Below are 16985 nucleotides of genomic sequence, written 5' to 3'. Positions count from 1 at the left end.
ATTGTTGCTCGCTTGCTGCAGGCAATGCGGCGCCTGTCGGCACGCAGCCGGTATGCCCTGAATCACGCGGATTCAGCCAGTTCTTTCCAGGACACGATGCGCGCCTGCGTCCTGAGATGTTGGCGAATGATCGCTTCGATGTAATGTTCATGGTCGCGCTCGGAACTGATGATCACGACATCGTCCGCCCCGACCTGTTCGCTTATCCAGGCCAGCGGCTGAATGGGTACGCCAAGCATTTGATTGCCCTGGCGGTTGAGGTTGGAATCGATGCAGGCAACGACCTGGCTGCTGCTCTTCTCGGCTTCAAGAATCAGCAGCGCAGCGATGAAGGCGCTGCCAAAGATGATGATTCGGCGCCCCTCCAGGCTGGCGAGAATGCTCGCCGATGGACTCTCACTAGCTCTGCGCGCCCAGCTCAGGAGTTTCTGGGTTGCGCCGGCATGTCCGCAGACCGACAGTTTCTCCAGCTGGCTTGTTTGTTCAGTCAACGATAGAAACTGGGCAAGCAGAACCACAGGCAAGCCCGCCAGAAAGGCGTCGGGTGCTTGCTGCATATTGCGCTGCAGGTTCGCGGCAGCTTTGCCGGTTTTGCTCAGAACGCCCTTGCTGATTGCCCTGCCCGGCTGGGTGGTAATCGCCTCCTGAATTTCGAAGCGCGCTGTGCAGGCATCGAAATGCAGAGCCTCTGCCTGCATACCGGGCACACCCTTGGCGATGCGTTTGAGCCCTTGATAGAGGGCGACGCCTGGCAGCGACAGGCTTGCCACATGGGAGAACTGCTTGGTATGCACGCGACGGCGCAGCAATGGTTGGTCAAGGTAGCCTATGGCATGCCGGCGGTTGATGCGCGCCGGTAACAGCACGTCCTCGATGCCCGCCGCGTCCTTTGTCTGCTTGCGAGGAGCGTCGCCGAGGTAGCGGTGTACCGCATAGGACTTGGGCAGTACGGCCCGCTCCAGCATCACGCCGCTGGGCATCGGCCACAGCCGCTCCTTGAGGAAACTGCTGACGTATTCCCCGGGCGCGAAAACCCGCTCCGAGCCGAGCATGGCGCTGCCGTCGACCAGCGCATGGCCATCCTGATCGATGTCGCTGACGCGCGTCCATACCATCCGCACCTCAGGGTGGCAGTCCATGAAACGCATCTGCCGCTCCAGCATATCGCGCTCCATGATGTCATCGTCGTGGGTCACAATCACCCGATGCCCCAAGGCAAGGTGATAAGCCGAAAGGCAGTTGAACTCCACGGTGGAAACATTGCTGGCGTTCCTGACATAACGGATTCGCGGGTCCTGCAAGCCGAGGATGAACTGCGCAGTCCCGTCACTGCTGTTATTGTCGAGAACCAGCAGTTCAAAATGCTCATAGCTCTGCCCGAGCACGGCAGCAATGGACTGCTCCAAGTAGTGCACCCGATTGTAAGTCAGCAGGGCAACAGTCAGCGGCGGAATGGCGGGTTTCATGGTAAGGCGCGCACCAGGTCAGGAATATCACGGTGCTTCTGCCCGTGTAGAAAGACGAAATTGGTTTCCTGGGTTTGCTCGTCAATGCCCGGGCATGGACGTAGTCCCTCGTTGCTCAGGGTATAGGCCTGATAGCCAAGACGACCAAGCCGTTCCACGACCTCATTGGGGTGGTAGTCAAACTTCCTGGCCCACTTCCTCAACAGTTCGATCAGAATCACAGGCTTGTGTTGGGCGAGCATCGCCTCGCCGCCCTGGATCACCATCAACTCCGCCCCTTCCACATCGCACTTGATGAGCTGGGGCGCCAGCTCATGCTGGGCGCAAAAGCTATCCAGCGTCGTGGCCGGGCAGCATACCTTCTGAAGACTTTCCTGGCGGCCGGGTTGCCCGGCCAGTACCTGGGAAGTGGCGCCGGAGCAGTTGGGCGTGTAAAGAAACTCCAGCGTCGCCTGCTGGTTGGAAAAGGCCAGCCGGTGCGCCTCTATGTTGAACAAGCCGTTGTGGCGGATGTTGCGCTCGAGAATCTCATGGGTATGGGGGATCGGTTCGAAGGCGTAAATCCGCGCCGACGGGCAATGCCGAGCCAGCGCCAGGGCATACCAGCCGCAATTGGCGCCGATGTCCAGAATCACCGCGTTTTCCTGGGTTATGGCTTTGAGGAACTCGGTTTCCTGTGTTTCATAGGCACGGAAGTTCATCAGGGTGCAGGGCACCAGATGCTGGTCCTGGGGGTCCACAAACAACTCGATCTGCTGCGAGCGGGAACGCACGAAGATGCCCTCTGGCAGAATGCGCAAAGACTCCACATCGGTACCGGCGATAAACTCAGGGTACTCGAACAGGCTGGTGTGCCGCGCGTGAATGGCTTCGATGTAATCCTGCTTGGCAGAGCCCCCGGCCTCATAGGCCGTACGGATGTGGTTGAGCGTGTTCATCGGCATTACCGGGCTCCGGTTGCGAGGCTGAGGATTCTGCCGCGCCAGTGATGTTGCTGGGTCAGTGTGTCGCGGATCTCTGCAGCGTAAGTGGTACTGGCAATGAAGACCGTGGCCCCCTGGTGCTGCGCCAGCTCATCGGGGCCGGTAATGGTCAAACCGAGCAGGGATTTGCCCTGCAGGTTCCTGTTCCGGTCGACGATGCCGCAGATATTGGCCTTGCCCAGCCGGGTATCGCAGAGCAACCGGCTGGTAAGCGCGCCAGCACCCCAGATCAGCACCGGCTCAGCACTGGCCTCCAGTTGCTGGGCCAGCGCTTCCACCGGGCGCAATACCTGCCGTGAAAGCTCGACATAACTGAGCAGGCTGGCAGCCGCCACAGCATCAACCGTGAAACGCTTCGCGGCCGGGCTGGTCTTGCGGTACATGGCCAGCAGGTAATGGTTGTCGTAGAAATCGTTGTGCTGGGAGATCACCGTCACTTTCTCGAAGCCGTTAGCCGCCAGCAGGTTGTCGAGGCTGGCAGCACTGAAGAAGTTGATGTGTTCCAGTGCAAACTCGAGGAAGGGCTCAGCCGGCGGCGTCTTGCCGAAGGCTTCGGCATCGGGAACAGCGATGAACAGATAGCCGTCATCCGCCAGCAGCGCCGCAATCTTCGCCAGGCTGTTGCGCAGGTCGGCAATATGCTCCAGCACGCCGCAAAGACTGATCAACTGGAAGCGCTCTTCAGTGACGAAAGCATCCACGGTCGCGCTTCTGATCTCCACCCCGTAGATTTCGCGCGCCAGCTTGGCAGCAGCCGGGCTAGGTTCCATACCGAGTAGCCGCTGGAAGCCGGCCTGCTGGAAATGTGCAAGGAAATGCCCCATGCCCGAACCGATATCGAGGATGCGAGCGTCGCTTGCCAAGTCTGCATACTGCTCGACGAAGTGGAAAAAATCCCCATGAATCCGCGCCAATCCGGGCGGCAGGTCAGTATGCAGGTGATGCTCGACGTTCTGATAGAACTGATCGAGCGCCGACTGATCCGGAATGTCGCTGGCGTAGGCAAAACCGCAGTTCCGACAGGCCACCACATCGTAATGGACTGCCTGGGGAAGCCCCGGGAACAGAAAATGCTGACGGTGCAATTGCTCCGGATGGCTTGCGCCACAAATTTCACACGCTCTCATATCGCCTACCCTGAACTTTACGAACGGCCTTGCCAAAACAGAAGACGCAACAATAACTGGCCAAAAAAGCGGTCTTAGCCCGCCTGTGTATTGAGGCGAGAACGGTACCAACTTTGAGAAATATCACGGATCTGGGCAAGCCTCACAAAGGCCTCGTCCGGAATCCCGGCGCAAATGGCAAGTTGCTGCTCCAGGTTAAACATTTCTTCGGGTGAGTAACGGGGGATTCGCTCCTCGCCGGCCACCTGCACGTCAGGCGCGGGCTCCCAGCAGTCAATAATCGAACCCGCTGCATCGATATTGCCGTCCAGCCCAAGCGCGCGCAGCGTCTGAACGAATCGCGCATACGTGTCCTGATACTGCGAAAGCGTTGCGGTGTAGTCACAGCGTGACAAGAAGAAGTTGATATCCATTGATGCGGGCAGTTCATGTTCCGCCACAAACGGCAGTGAAAAGAACTCGCACATTTCCCGCACCCTTGAATCGTGCGCAATGAAAACGGCAGGTTTTCCGGCATGGATCGCCGGCGTCAAACCGTGCATTCTGGCCCCGAACACAAAATCCATCGACCCGAGGAATTCCTTCCACAGGCTGTAGTTTGTAAAGTAGCGAACGCGCTTTTGTTTCAACAAGGCAAGCACAGGCGCCAAGTCTTTATAGAACCGCCGCGCCGCATGGATATCGGCCCCGCTGACCTTCCCGGGGTAATAGAGTGCCTGCGTAAGCAGGCCAAAGACCTGCTCGACATAGTAATAATTCTGCTCACTCGCAAGGCGAAGAAAGTCGTCGATCCGGCTATGCCGATTGCCCTGATAATTCGAGTAGCACACCGCAACCTTTTCAGGGTTGCTCGGCACCTCCAGCAAGGACGTGCGCAGCGCAGGGCCATTCAAGTAGAGGGATGGGCAGCCTAAGGGAACGGCATTCTTGATCCCGAGGCTATTCAGCACATCCGCTGAATAATAACCGCGCGTCCCCACCACCGGCGACCTATCAGCGATCACATTCAGATAGCGGACCACCGCAGGCGAAAGCTGCTTGTGGAACCCAGGCTGATAATCGTACTCCCTGGCTTGAATGGATTCGCCAAGGCTGAAAAAAGGAATCTTCAGTTTTTCGATAAAGTCCGTAACGTAGGCGTAAGGATAACCATCCTGGTCATACGGAGGCGGCGCAATCCTGCAAGGGATGAAAAATATCACCTTGGAGAATCGTTCATTGACCTCTTCTGCGGTCATCCGAAAGTTCCAGGCCTCAAAATTGCGCCCCGAAGTCAACAGCGCGCCGGCATGGGCGTAAACAATATCCCCAATGTTGATAAATTGGGAATGATACTGGTAATTGGCCCCTGTCTTTTTAATCCCCTCAGGCGGGGGAAGGTAACCAATCAGAGTCGGACGCGAATCGGGAGCGTTCATGTATTGGCCTGCAAGAGTCTGGTTAGACCCACATCCAGAGATGTGAGTGGCACCCACCCCAAAGCGCGGATCTTGTCGATATTGAAATGCCCGGCGCTTCGCACGGCGGGCGCCGGACCACTGCGCGCCTTCGGCCTGACTTTGAGCTGCCCAGCCTTACCGGCTGAGGCAATCAACTTTTCGGCCAATTCCAGGATACTGGTTTCCTGCGTTTCACCGACGTTGTAGGCATGGCCCGCTTGGCCCCGGAACAGGATGTGGAACAGCCCGAGCACGGTATCGGAGACATAGCAGAACGGACGCGAGGCGCTTCCATCGGAATCCAGCTGGATATCCCGGTTGTGAAGTACATCGGCAAGCAGATCGGAAATCGCCCGGCCATCGTCCAGACGCATACCCGGCCCATAGCAATGGGAAATCCTCGCAATCCTGGCATCCACGCCGTACTGGGTGTGGTAGGCCCGGCACAGGGTTTCGGCCAGGCGCTTGCTCTCGCCATAGCAGGCCCGAGGAGCCAACGGGTCTTCACGGCCAAAATCACCTTCCGCGATTGCATCGGTTTGCCAGGGATTATCGCCGTACACCGCACCGCTGCTGAGAAACAGAACACGTGCCTGCTTGTCCCGGGCCAGCTCAAGCAGTGCCCGGGTGCCATCGGTATTGGCGCGAATCGTATCGACCGGCCGCTGCAGATAGTCCTTGGGGCTGGCAGGGCTGGCGGCATGGATGATGAAATCCAGTGGTGCAGCAAGGCCACAGGGCTGGGTGACATCCTGGATCAGGGGCGTCACTTCACCAGGCATATCCAGCCAGGGCATGCGTTGACGCAGTTTTTCCAGGTCCCGAGCCAAGGCATACACCTGCAGGTTCGCCTGGGGCTGAAGGCGATTGAGCCAGGCCAGGGCCTCGACTACGTGCCCACCGATAAAACCCGAGGCCCCAGTGACCAGGATGTGACGACCGTACAGGGCCTCCCAAGGCAACGGGGCGGCGAGCATACCGCTCAAATCCCCCGCAAGAATGGAATCAGGCGTCTTCATAAATGCTGTCCAGACCGATGATACGCTGCGCTGCAATCCCGAGGTTGAGCAGGTGCTGACGGATTTCTGCGGCGAAGCGGATGGAGCAGATGACGATGGGTAATTCCGCATGCGCTTGCGGGTCGTAGGCACACACCACGTGTTTACCCAGGCGTTGCCCCCATTTCGCTTCGGATGAGTCCAGCAAGGCGTGAATATCCAGCGACTCGGCTAACGGTGCCAGGTAATTGAGGTAGTCGCCGCCAATTCCGTACACCAGGAACGGGCCACCGGTTCTTTCACGAAAACGCTGCAGCAGCAGCTGCTCGCGGCGCTCTGCCCCAAGTTGCAGGCGGGCGACGATGCGGATCGAGTCCGAGTAGACCGGTGATTCGTAATGCCCCACGGACACCCCATCACAGCTAAACCCGCAACGTGCAAGTAGCAGGGTCAGCGAAGCCGGGGTGAACTGGTGCAAGTGCTCAAGATTGCGATCACTGGCCAGCAGTGGATGCCCGGCCTGGTTCGGTACCTCGATCAGCACACGCCCGTCCGCACCAAGAAGACTCGACCAGGCCACAAGCTCCTGCTCGGGTCGGGCGATGTGCTCCAGCACATGAAAGGACACGATCAACTGGTACGGCGCTGCCTCGATCTGACTGGTCGGCGTATGGAAGACACGGTCAAGCTTTTGCTCGGCCAGCACCCTGTCTTGCGACAACTCCACACCCTCATAGGTGACGGCAAAGCGCGCCTTGATCTCGCGCCCAAGCTCACCCTCCGCACAGCCGACTTCGAGCACGCGCTCCTTACCCGTCTTCAGCAGGTCAGATACCGCAGCGACGCGTTCACGCATCTTGCGCTTGAACCAGGGTGTGTTCAGATCGTTACGTGCAACCAACGTCTCATAGTAGCCCGCCTGGTCCAACGGCATCCGCCAGCGATGGCCACACAGCCGGCAAGGTGTGTACTCCGGGCTGGGCAACAGCATCTCGATGGATCCGCAGCAGGGGCATGCACTGGCTGTAGTGGTTGTCATCATGCGCGTACCAGGCGTTCCAACAGTTGTTGCGGCGAAGGCAACGGCTGCTCATCGCTGGCAAACTGGCCATAGCCCCAAACGACTGGCCAGAACTCGACACCATTGGCAGCCGCTGCGCGACCATCCGCTACAGTATCGCCAATGTAGATGGCCGATTGCGCTGCAATGCCGCCGTCTTCCAGCAAGGCAGCGATCATGCCGCTCTTGTCTGAATAGCGACCAGGGTAGGAGTCACTGGCATACACTTCGCTGAACAGCCCTTGCCACCCCAATGCCGCAATGATGCGCTGGGTTGGCAGCAGCCGTTTATTGGTCGCGATCGACAGATTGAAGCCCTGCGCGCGCAGCTGTTCCAAGGCCGCCTGACACCCTTCATAAGCGGCCGTTTCCAGGCAGGCTTCCGCGTCGTAGATGTCCTTGAACGAAGCGCTCAGGGCATCCAGCAATGCTGCGTCGCTACTACCGCTGAGTGTCGCCAGCGTTTGGCGCAAAGGCGGCCCGATCAGGCTGGCGTCTATCGGGCACATGGCGTGCAGGCCGTGTGCCTTCAGCACACGGGCAAAGCAGGCCAGAATGGCCGGCGCGGAGTCAACCAAGGTGCCGTCGAAGTCGAACAGGACGTGGCGCTTCATCACTTGACCTGCTGCCGAACCTGGCGCGATACCGGGGCGATGTTGCCAGCCATTTCTTCCTCCAGTACTGCCAGCGGCAGCAAGGGCGACATATCCTCAAGCGGCATGGAGGTCATCGAACCATCGGCCTGCGGAATCGCGGCGACTTTCGGGCTCAATGCCTCATCTTTCATCAACAGGACTTCCAGAATCATCGGCCGCGGCATTTGCATCGCCTCGGCCAGGCCCTGATCCAATTCGGCGGCATCGCTGATACGCTTGAACGGCAAATGGTAGGCACGCGCCAGTTCTTCCAGGTCCGGCATCCACAAGCCAGCTTCAGGGCCTGTGCCCACATAGCGGCTTTCGAAGTAGTTGCGCTGGGTATTGCGGATCGAGGCATAACCGCCGTTGTTCATCACCACCAGGCAGATCGGCAGGTTGAAACCGCGTAGCGTGGCCAGCTCCTGGATATTCAATTGCAGGCTGCCATCGCTCTCCACCGCCACCATCGGCTTGCAGCCGTTGGCGAAGCAAGCACCAATCGCAGCTGGCAGGCCGTAACCCATCGCACCCAGACCCGAGGTCAGGAACACACGCTGGCCTGGACGATTGCGGAATACGGTGTAAAACACTTCGACCGCCAGCCCGGAGCTGCCGGTGCTGACCAAGGTATTTTCCGGCACCGCATTGGAAAGCGAGTCAGCAAACTGGAAGTGGCTGATCGGCCCGCTGGCGGCGAAGGGCTTGCCGTCGTTGACGCCATAGCGTGACTTCCAGTCGCGGCAACGCTCCAACCATTGTGGACGGCTGAACGAAGCGCCTTTCAGAGAGGCAGCCAGTGTGTCGACAAAGCTGGCGGCGTCGCTGGTAACGGCGACATCGATATCCATGTCGAGCTTGGCGATCTCGTTGGCATCCACATCCACGACGACCTTGCGTGCATTGCGGGCAAAGTCGCGTGGAGCATAGGCAGTGATGATGTTGTCCAGACGACAGCCGAGGGTGATCAGCAGGTCGGCATTCTGTACCGCGAAGTTCGGCGCACGCAGTGCAACCACACCTGGCCGCCCCACATACAACGGGTGCTCATGAGGCAGCAGGTCCATTGCATTCCAGGTCGTCACCAGCGGCACGCCCATGGATTCGATCAGATCACGAAAAGCTGCTGCCGCTCCGCTCAAGCGAACGCCATGGCCGGCGAGGATCAGCGGTCTCTGGGCCCCCTCAAGCAAGCTGCGGATCTGCGTCAGCGTTTGCGCCTCCAGCGCTGCAACAGGTGCAGCGGCCTCGTCCCAACCCACCAGGTTGTCGGGATCAATCGGCGCGCCCTGCACGTCCAGCGGTACATCAATCCATACCGGGCCGGCACGGCCATCTCGTGCCACAAAGACAGCCCGCTCCAACGCTCGGCGAATGTCTTCTGGCTGCTGGATGGTTACCGCGTACTTGGTGATCGGCTCGACCACGCTGACGATATCCACTTCCTGCACGCCCTTCTGCCGCAGTGGCGCACCACGCAACAGGTCGGCACGCTTGACCTGGCCGGAGATAACCAGCAACGGCACCGACTCGATCCAGGCGCCAGCGACGGCAGTCACGGCATTGGTCGCACCCGGCCCGGTTGTGACCATGGCCACACCGATATTCTCGTTGATGCGGCAGTAGGCTTCGGCAGCAATCGCGGCAGCCTGCTCATGGTGGCAGGCCACTACCTCCAGGCCGGGGTGCTTGCCGACTGCGTCGTTGAGGTGCATGGCACCTCCGCCTGGCAACAGGAAGACATGCTCCACGCCCAGATCGGCGATGAAGTCAGCAATGTAGTCGGCAACACGATAAGGGCTTGGCACGTCAGTCCATCCAATAGCTCAAGAGGGTTTTACGGTCGCGATTGGCATTGATCGCTTCGTCGGTATAGAACGAATCATTGCTGAAATGCGTGGAAGACAGCTCTTCGATGATTGCCCCTTCCTGACTGTGGAAGGCATGGCGAACACCCGGCTCGACGGTGACCACATCCCCCGGACGGCAGGCACGATTCACACCGTCCAGCTGCAGCGTCAGCTCGCCATGCAGGACGTGGAAGGTTTCTTCCTTGCGCTGGTGATATTGCTCCGGGTGCTGCTGACCCGGCAGGAGCATCAGCAGTTTCTTGCAGTAACCCCGGTTGACCACGGTGAGCATGGTCAAACCGATCTCGTCGAAATGGTCCAGACCATAGTGGTGGGATATTTCCAGATCGACCCGGCCCGGCACCACCACGTGGCTGCTGCTCAGCTGGGCGCGAACGCGCTGGACGATCTCCCAGACCTTGTCACGCACATCGCGCCGCGTGCTGTTCTGTGTGCTCAGCGCTGCATGCTCGGGAATGTCCGCCTGGGCAGTAAAGGTGGCGTATTTCGACCAGTCGTTGGCAGTGATCTGCCCGTCCTGCGGCGGGAAAGCGAAATACACATCGTCAGCCTGTACTACCTCGCCTGCGGCAATGGCCCTGCGCGCAAATACACCACGACGCAGGGAGCGCAGGCTGGCGACTTCACTCTCGTTTACCGGCAAGCGCTGCTCGCCTTCACCGCAGAGCAGCAAGGCATACTGCGCGGCTTCCAGCCAGCGTCGAACCTGCTCAGGGCTTGCCGAATAGGCGTTGAGAGGGAACTGCTCGGTGGGCAAACCAACGTGCTTTTCGAAGATGCGCGCGCCCTTGGCCAGTGCAATCTTGACGATATCGGTATTGTCCGGGTTCTCATGCGTTGAAAAGCCCACGCGCACGCCCGGATAACGCCGACGCAGAAAATCCACCTGCGACAGATGCATGTTGGCATCGGCGGTCGGGTACTCGCCAACACAATGCAGAATGGCGAAATTCTTTTCCCGGTGGGCAAGGAAGCTGACCAGGCGATCGAGCTCTTCCAGGGTCGAACCGGCAGTGGAAACGATCAGCGGATGCTGAGTCTGCACCACACGCTCCAGCAATGGCCAGTCGCTCATCGAGCAACTGGCGATCTTGATCGCATCCAGCTGCTGCTGCTCGATCACCTCCACCGATGCCTCATCGAACGGCGTGGACAGGCAGAGGAAACCGTTGGCACGGATTTCCGCCACCAGGCTATCGAACTGCTCACGGGACAGGCGCGTCTCGCTGAAGCGCTTGATGTACTTGACATCGTCACGGCCGCGCATGGCCGGATGAATGAAGGTGTCCAGATCACGGTATTGCAGCTTGAAAGCGAAGCGGAACGGGAATGCCTTGCACACCTCGGCAAAAGCGCGAATCAGCGCCACGCCATGCGCCACATCGCCCATGTGGTTGTTCGCCATTTCCAGAATGAACAGCGGTTTGTCGAACAACGTTCCCGCGTTGGCGGTAGGGGCTGTGCTCATCAGTGGGATCCTCGGTTGAGCCAGGCTTCGATGTGACTGGCCGCATGTTCCAGATGGTCGTCGCTCAAGCCCGGCCAGAGGCCGATCCAGAACGTGTCGCTCATGATCTTGTCAGTCACCGACAGCTCGCCGGAAACACGGTAATTCAGCCCTTGCATGTAGGGCTGGCGCGTCAGGTTGCCGGCAAACAGCAAGCGCGTGCCCACGCCCTGTTCATCCAGGTAGCGCACCAGCTCGACGCGATTGATGCCGCAGCCATCGCGCAGGGTGATCGGATAGCCGAACCAGGAAGGGTCGCTTTCGCGGGTGGCCTGCGGCAGGATCAGTTTGTCCGCACAACCGGCCAGCCGGTCGCTGAGCCAGGCGAAGTTGCGCTTGCGCGCGGCAACGAAATCTTCAACCCGGTCCATCTGCGCCAGCGCGCAGGCGGCCTGCATGTCGGTGATCTTCAGGTTGTAGCCCAGGTGCGAGTAGGTGTACTTGTGGTCGTAGCCTTGCGGCAGGTCACCCATTTGCCAGCAGAAGCGCTTGCTGCAAGTGTTGTCCTCGCCCGGTGCGCAGTAGCAATCGCGGCCCCAGTCGCGGTACGACTCGATGATGCGCTTGAGCAACGGCGAGTCGGTGAACACCGCACCGCCCTCGCCCATGGTGATGTGGTGCGCCGGGTAGAAGCTGAGGGTGCCGATATCGCCGAAGCCGCCAACCATGCGGCCCTGGTAGGTGGAACCCAGCGCATCGCAGCAGTCTTCGATCAGCCACAGGCCGTACTTGTCGCACAGGGCGCGCACAACGCTGAGGTCGAAGGGGTTGCCCAGCGTATGGGCCAGCATGATGGCCTTGGTCTTCGGGCCGATGGCCGCTTCGATCAGCGCGGGGTCGATATTGTAGGTGCCCATCTCGACATCGACGAACACCGGTACCGCACCAAACTGCAGGATCGGGTTGACGGTGGTGGGGAAACCGGCGGCAACCCCGATCACCTCGTCACCTGGCTTGATCGCACGGTCGCCGAGACGCGGCGAGGTCAGCGCGGAAAACGCCAGCAGGTTGGCCGACGAGCCGGAGTTGGTGGTGAGTACGCAGCGACGCCCCAGGTACTTGGCCAGGCGCTTCTCGAACGCCTCGTTGAAGCGGCCGGTGGTCAACCAGCCATCCAGCACGGCTTCGGTCATGGACTGCAGCTCGCCGGCGCCAATCACCTTGCCGGAAGGCGGCACGTTGCTCTGCCCCGCCACGAAAGGTTTGGGTGCCATCTGCAGCTCGGCATAGCGCCCGACCAGTTCGGCAATCTGTTGGCGCAACTGCTGCGCCGTACTGTCACTCATGGGTTCCGCCTTGGTGAGCCGCGATCTGCTCGCGGGTAACGATGTTCATGTCACGCCCTGCGCGCCAGGCCAGGTGCCAGTCCAGGGTGTGGTTCAGGGTGTCATCCAGCGACCAGCGCGGCGACCAGCCAAGCACTTGCCGTGCCTTGCTGGAATCCAGTGCCAGCAAACCGGCTTCGTGCGGCTGGGCATCGGCGGCAACCGACCAGCGCGCCTCGCCTGGCCAGCGCTGGGCAAGACGCCGGACGATTTCACCGACGGTGGCCAGCCCTGCGCTGTCCGGGCCGAAGTTCCAGGCTGTAGCGTACCGCTCGGCGTCCGTGAGCAAGCCCTGCGCCAGCTGCAGGTAGCCCATCAGCGGGTCTAGCACGTGCTGCCAGGGGCGCGTGGCATGGGGATAGCGCAAGACCACTTCTTCACCGTCCTGCCAGGCGCGCAAGATATCCGGCAGCAGGCGCTCGGCAGACCAGTCCCCGCCACCCAATACGTTGCCTGCGCGCGCCGTGGCCAGGGCCACGCCGGCGGAACGCAGGAAAGCGTCGCGGTAGCTTGCGCACAGCAGTTCGACACAGGCCTTGCTACTGCTATAGGGGTCGAAGCCGCCCAGGGCATCCTGCTCGCGGTAGGGCCAGGGCCACTCGCGGTTGTCGTAGCACTTGTCAGTGGTCACCACCAGCACCGCACGTACCGAGGGCGTGGCACGCACGGCCTCCAGCAGGTTCAGCGTGCCCATGACGTTGGTGGCGTAGGTGTCGGCCGGCGCCCGGTAGGATTCGCGCACCAGTGGCTGAGCCGCCAGGTGCAGCACCAGTTCGGGCTGGAACGCCTGCACGGCACGGGCCACGGCCGAGGCGTCACGAATATCGGCAAACTCGCCGGGCACCTGCTGTTGCAAGTGTGCAACCTGCCACAGCGATGGCGTGGTCGCGGCAGGCAAGGCCAAGCCACGCAGCTCAGCGCCAAGCTGGCGCAACCATACAGCCAGCCAGCCACCCTTGAAGCCAGTGTGCCCGGTCAGCAGGACTCGGCGGCCCGCCCAGAATGCCGGGCTCAACGCCATAGCTGCCATGCTGCTTCGCCGTTCTTCCAGTGTGTTTCGAGCAACGTGCGATCACGCAGGGTATCCATCGGCTGCCAGAAGCCACGGTGCAGGTGGCTCATGAGCTGGCCGTCTTCGGCCAGGCGACGCATGGGCTCGTCTTCCCAGGTGGTAGCATCGCCTTCGATGTACTCGAGCGCAGCCGGTTCAAGCACGAAGAAGCCACCGTTGATCCAGCCACCGTCGCCCGCCGGCTTTTCCTGAAAGCCGCGCACCTGCTCGCCCTGCACATCCAGGGCGCCATAACGGCCCGGCGGTTGTACGGCGGTAACCGTGGCCATCTTGCCGTGCTGGCGGTGGAATTCGACCAGGCGCGGGATATCGACGTCGGACACACCATCGCCGTAAGTCAGGCAGAAGGTTTCATTGCCGACATAATCGCGAACACGCTTTAGACGACCACCTGTGGCGGTGTTTTCCCCGGTGTCCACCAACGTCACCCGCCACGGCTCCGCGTGGCGATTGTGGATATCCATACGGTTTTCCGCCATATCGAAGGTCACGTCCGACATGTGCAGGAAATAGTTGGCGAAGTACTCCTTGATCACGTAGCCCTTGTAGCCAAGGCAAATGACGAAGTCGTTGATGCCGTAGTGCGAGTAGATCTTCATGATGTGCCAGATGATCGGCTTGCCGCCTATCTCGATCATCGGCTTGGGGCGCAGGTGAGATTCTTCGCTGATGCGTGTGCCCAGCCCACCGGCCAGAATGACTGCTTTCATTGTACTGTTGGTCCGCATTGGTCGGAGGGGGCGGCGACAAAAAACTGGCCCCGGGCCCTTTATGCTAGGCAAAGCAAAACGCATGCCTGCTTTAGGGTGGCAATCGCAATGCATGACTGGAGATTTATAGGGGGCGCAAATCGAGCGCCGCCCGCGCGGCGCATCGCGAGCTGCGCTCGCTCCTACGTTTGTTTCGGGCCAATTATTCCTGGGGGATTTGCGCGCGAATGCCTTGGCACAGGGCGCGAGATAGCGTCGTACTCACCAGGCGGCCGCGCGCGCCTGTCACAGGCATAACTGGCCCGAAAAAAAACGTAGGAGCGAGCGCAGCTCGCGATGCGCCGCGCGGGCGGCGCTCGATCTCACAGACACCAGAAAGGCCGAGGCGAACACCCAGACCTCGGCGTCAATCCTCCGCCTGGTCCTCGCCGCCCTGTCGGCTCATGCCGTACTTGCGCATCTTCTCGACCAGAGTGGTACGGCGAATACGCAAACGTTCAGCCGCGCGTGCAACGACACCGCTGGCATCGTCCAGCGCCTGCTGGATCAAGCCTTGTTCCAGGCTACCGAGGTAGTCCTTCAAGTCCAGGCCTTCAGGTGGCAGCATCGCAGGGTTGCTGAAGTTTGGCGTGTGACCGTTGATGGCCACGCGCTCTTCCAGATCGCTGCGCAGGCTGTCGACCATCTGCTCGTCTTCGTCATCGACGTAGCGGAATTTTTTCGGCAGCTCGGACACGCCAATCACCCCGTACGGGTGCATGATCGCCATGCGCTCTACCAGGTTGGCCAGCTCACGCACGTTCCCCGGCCAGCCGTGGCGGCACAGCGACATGATCGAGGCGGAGTTGAAGCGGATGGAACCGCGCTTCTCGTGCTCCATGCGTGAAATCAGTTCATTCATCAGCAACGGGATGTCTTCCACCCGCTCACGCAGCGGCGCCATCTCGATGGGGAACACGTTCAGGCGGTAGTACAGGTCTTCACGGAAGGTGCCGTCCTCGATCATGGTCTCGAGGTTTTTGTGCGTTGCAGCAATGATGCGCACGTCAATGCTCTGGGTTTTATTGCTACCCACACGCTCGAAGGTACGCTCCTGCAGCACGCGCAGCAGCTTGACCTGCATCGGCAATGGCATGTCGCCGATTTCGTCGAGGAACAGGGTACCGCCATTGGCCAGCTCGAAACGCCCGGCACGGCTGGTGATCGCCCCGGTAAAGGCGCCCTTCTCGTGCCCGAACAGTTCGCTTTCCAGCAGCTCGGCCGGGATCGCGCCACAGTTGACCGGCACGAACGGCGCTTCACGGCGCTTGGAGTGGTAATGCAGGTTGCGCGCCACCACTTCCTTGCCGGTGCCCGACTCACCCAGGATCAGCACGCTGGCGTCGGTATCGGCCACTTGCTGCATCATCTGCCGCACGTGCTGGATGGCACGGCTGGTGCCGACCAGGCTGCGGAACAGGTTGGGCTCACGCTGGCGGCCGCGCTCGCGCGCCTGGTCGTACATCTCGCGATAGACCTGGGCACGGTGCAGCGAGTCCAGCAACTGGCTGTAGCTTGCCGGCATTTCCAGGTTGGACAGCACACGACGACGAAGGTCTTCCGGGAACTCCGCAGAAGAAATTTCACCTAAAAGCATCACTGGAAGGAACTCATCCCACCCAGCCAGTGTCTTAATGAGCCCCAGGAGATTACCCGGAGCGTCTACAGCGCCGACAAGTACGCACAGCACTTCACGACTCGAGGACAACGGCTCGACCACTTGCTGCCAATCCTGGCTCGAGCAAGCGAGGTTCTCTTCGCCGAGAAAATTCAGCACCACCGCAAGGTCGCGGCGGCGCGCGCTGTCGTCATCGATCAGCAGAATCTTGGTTTCACGCCACATGCAATAGCAACTTCCCTAGTCATATCGGCGCCCTGCAGGGGCATGCTCGACATCATTCCGACTGAATGGTCAGTGTTCGGACGTCTGAAATTCGAGAACAGCCACTAGTAAAGTCAAAAAGGCCCGCACAGTCAAATTTATGGCGCCTTTTGTCAAGTTGTGTGCATCTTAACTGAACAGATGGTAAACCTTCGAAGCATTTTTCGCTTGGTTGATCTGCATCATCTCTTCGGCAATTGCCTGGCGCTCACCGGTTGTCACTTCGATCAGGTTGCGGTAGACCAGCAGCACCCCTTCCAGCTTCTCGCGCAGCAACGCCTGGTCCATCGCATGGGTTTCCAGCACCTCGTCGATGCACGCGCGGCAGGCCACATCCAACTTGGCAATGGCATCCCAGTCACGCTCACCCAAGGCACCAACCAAGGCATCGCAGGTGTCATCGAGGCGTTGCAGTGCGGTCACGGTAATCTCCTTGCCGTCAGCTGGCAGGCTGGGCGTCGGCAATGCCGTCCCAACCGCTTTTAACGGTAATCAGCAACTGAGCAACTTCGTCGATAATGCCGGCATCGTTATCGACATTGGCCTGCATCAGGCGGTTGGTCATGTAGACATAAAGGGCGTCTAGTTTTTCGACGTATTCCGGGTTTTCGCTCTTTTCAGGCTGCAAGCCATCGCGCAGGCCGATGATGATGTCGATCGCCTTGCCGAGCATCAGGCCCTTTTCCGCGATGTCGCCACGCGCCAAGGCACCCTTGGCCTGGGCCATGCGATCAAGGCCGCCTTCCATCAGCATCTGCACCAGGCGGTGCGGCGTGGCTTCGGAAATCTGGGCATGGGAATTGACCTTCTGGTACTGACGAAGGGCTCTCATGGGATTCATCTTGCGACCTCGTGACGGGCAGGCTTAAGG

At 60.3% G+C, this 16985-nt stretch carries 15 protein-coding genes; all 15 read right to left on the bottom strand.

Annotation, left to right across the window (positions count from 1 at the left end):
* Nucleotides 1–62: 62 nt before the first annotated feature.
* A complete protein-coding gene (locus J3A71_RS08870; RefSeq protein WP_023047007.1) occupies nt 63–1466 on the bottom strand; it encodes a glycosyltransferase family 2 protein in 1404 nt (467 codons plus the stop codon).
* Nucleotides 1463–2404, bottom strand: a complete 942-nt coding sequence (locus J3A71_RS08865) for an FkbM family methyltransferase (protein ID WP_224372370.1) — start codon at nt 2402–2404, stop codon at nt 1463–1465. The genes J3A71_RS08870 and J3A71_RS08865 overlap by 4 nt, the downstream gene beginning before the upstream one ends.
* A 5-nt stretch (nt 2405–2409) precedes the next feature.
* Nucleotides 2410–3576, bottom strand: a complete 1167-nt coding sequence (locus J3A71_RS08860) for a class I SAM-dependent methyltransferase (RefSeq protein WP_224372372.1) — start codon at nt 3574–3576, stop codon at nt 2410–2412.
* A gap of 74 nt (nt 3577–3650) precedes the next feature.
* Nucleotides 3651–4994, bottom strand: a complete 1344-nt coding sequence (locus J3A71_RS08855) for a polysaccharide pyruvyl transferase family protein (protein WP_023047010.1) — start codon at nt 4992–4994, stop codon at nt 3651–3653.
* A complete protein-coding gene (locus tag J3A71_RS08850; protein ID WP_060519398.1) occupies nt 4991–6034 on the bottom strand; it encodes an NAD-dependent epimerase/dehydratase family protein in 1044 nt (347 codons plus the stop codon). Before J3A71_RS08850 ends, J3A71_RS08855 begins: the two co-directional genes overlap by 4 nt.
* A complete protein-coding gene (locus tag J3A71_RS08845; protein ID WP_231995285.1) occupies nt 6021–7004 on the bottom strand; it encodes a class I SAM-dependent methyltransferase in 984 nt (327 codons plus the stop codon). Before J3A71_RS08845 ends, J3A71_RS08850 begins: the two co-directional genes overlap by 14 nt.
* A 47-nt stretch (nt 7005–7051) precedes the next feature.
* On the bottom strand, nt 7052–7687 hold the full coding sequence (locus J3A71_RS08840; RefSeq protein ID WP_016488443.1) for an HAD hydrolase-like protein: 636 nt from the start codon (nt 7685–7687) through the stop codon (nt 7052–7054).
* Nucleotides 7687–9516, bottom strand: a complete 1830-nt coding sequence (locus tag J3A71_RS31730) for a thiamine pyrophosphate-binding protein (RefSeq protein ID WP_016488444.1) — start codon at nt 9514–9516, stop codon at nt 7687–7689. The genes J3A71_RS08840 and J3A71_RS31730 overlap by 1 nt, the downstream gene beginning before the upstream one ends.
* Nucleotide 9517: 1 nt before the next feature.
* Nucleotides 9518–11047 carry an N-acetylneuraminate synthase family protein gene (locus J3A71_RS08830; protein WP_016488445.1) on the bottom strand — a complete coding sequence of 510 codons (1530 nt, stop codon included), beginning with the start codon at nt 11045–11047 and terminating at the stop codon, nt 9518–9520.
* On the bottom strand, nt 11047–12372 hold the full coding sequence (gene rfbH, locus J3A71_RS08825) for a lipopolysaccharide biosynthesis protein RfbH (protein WP_096426595.1): 1326 nt from the start codon (nt 12370–12372) through the stop codon (nt 11047–11049). Before rfbH ends, J3A71_RS08830 begins: the two co-directional genes overlap by 1 nt.
* Entirely contained in the window at nt 12365–13432 is a 1068-nt protein-coding gene (rfbG, locus tag J3A71_RS08820; RefSeq protein ID WP_096426596.1) for a CDP-glucose 4,6-dehydratase, read from the bottom strand. Before rfbG ends, rfbH begins: the two co-directional genes overlap by 8 nt.
* Entirely contained in the window at nt 13423–14193 is a 771-nt protein-coding gene (rfbF, locus tag J3A71_RS08815) for a glucose-1-phosphate cytidylyltransferase (protein ID WP_016488448.1), read from the bottom strand. The genes rfbG and rfbF overlap by 10 nt, the downstream gene beginning before the upstream one ends.
* A 406-nt stretch (nt 14194–14599) precedes the next feature.
* Nucleotides 14600–16075 carry a transcriptional regulator FleQ gene (fleQ, locus tag J3A71_RS08810; protein ID WP_016488449.1) on the bottom strand — a complete coding sequence of 492 codons (1476 nt, stop codon included), beginning with the start codon at nt 16073–16075 and terminating at the stop codon, nt 14600–14602.
* A gap of 168 nt (nt 16076–16243) precedes the next feature.
* The gene (locus tag J3A71_RS08805) at nt 16244–16537 is read right to left on the bottom strand and encodes a hypothetical protein (RefSeq protein ID WP_024717756.1); all 294 of its coding nucleotides are present in this window, start codon (nt 16535–16537) and stop codon (nt 16244–16246) included.
* A 16-nt stretch (nt 16538–16553) separates the two neighbouring features.
* A complete protein-coding gene (gene fliS, locus J3A71_RS08800; protein ID WP_016488451.1) occupies nt 16554–16955 on the bottom strand; it encodes a flagellar export chaperone FliS in 402 nt (133 codons plus the stop codon).
* Nucleotides 16956–16985: the final 30 nt, after the last annotated feature.

Source organism: Pseudomonas sp. PvP089 (assembly GCF_017875165.1).
GTDB lineage: Bacteria > Pseudomonadota > Gammaproteobacteria > Pseudomonadales > Pseudomonadaceae > Aquipseudomonas > Aquipseudomonas fortuita.
Note: the sequence above shows the minus strand (reverse complement) of the source record. Positions and strands in the feature narration are given on the sequence as shown.

What these genes read in the sequence shown, in the direction of transcription:
- rfbH (WP_096426595.1), bottom strand. Translation starts at nt 12,372, where the DNA reads ATGAGTGACAGTACGGCGCAGCAGTTGCGCCAACAGATTGCCGAACTG.
- J3A71_RS08850 (WP_060519398.1), bottom strand. Translation starts at nt 6,034, where the DNA reads ATGAAGACGCCTGATTCCATTCTTGCGGGGGATTTGAGCGGTATGCTC.
- J3A71_RS08855 (WP_023047010.1), bottom strand. Translation starts at nt 4,994, where the DNA reads ATGAACGCTCCCGATTCGCGTCCGACTCTGATTGGTTACCTTCCCCCG.
- fliS (WP_016488451.1), bottom strand. Translation starts at nt 16,955, where the DNA reads ATGAATCCCATGAGAGCCCTTCGTCAGTACCAGAAGGTCAATTCCCAT.
- rfbG (WP_096426596.1), bottom strand. Translation starts at nt 13,432, where the DNA reads ATGGCGTTGAGCCCGGCATTCTGGGCGGGCCGCCGAGTCCTGCTGACC.
- J3A71_RS08860 (WP_224372372.1), bottom strand. Translation starts at nt 3,576, where the DNA reads ATGAGAGCGTGTGAAATTTGTGGCGCAAGCCATCCGGAGCAATTGCAC.
- J3A71_RS08865 (WP_224372370.1), bottom strand. Translation starts at nt 2,404, where the DNA reads ATGAACACGCTCAACCACATCCGTACGGCCTATGAGGCCGGGGGCTCT.
- rfbF (WP_016488448.1), bottom strand. Translation starts at nt 14,193, where the DNA reads ATGAAAGCAGTCATTCTGGCCGGTGGGCTGGGCACACGCATCAGCGAA.
- J3A71_RS08830 (WP_016488445.1), bottom strand. Translation starts at nt 11,047, where the DNA reads ATGAGCACAGCCCCTACCGCCAACGCGGGAACGTTGTTCGACAAACCG.
- J3A71_RS08870 (WP_023047007.1), bottom strand. Translation starts at nt 1,466, where the DNA reads ATGAAACCCGCCATTCCGCCGCTGACTGTTGCCCTGCTGACTTACAAT.
- J3A71_RS08840 (WP_016488443.1), bottom strand. Translation starts at nt 7,687, where the DNA reads ATGAAGCGCCACGTCCTGTTCGACTTCGACGGCACCTTGGTTGACTCC.
- J3A71_RS08845 (WP_231995285.1), bottom strand. Translation starts at nt 7,004, where the DNA reads ATGCTGTTGCCCAGCCCGGAGTACACACCTTGCCGGCTGTGTGGCCAT.
- fleQ (WP_016488449.1), bottom strand. Translation starts at nt 16,075, where the DNA reads ATGTGGCGTGAAACCAAGATTCTGCTGATCGATGACGACAGCGCGCGC.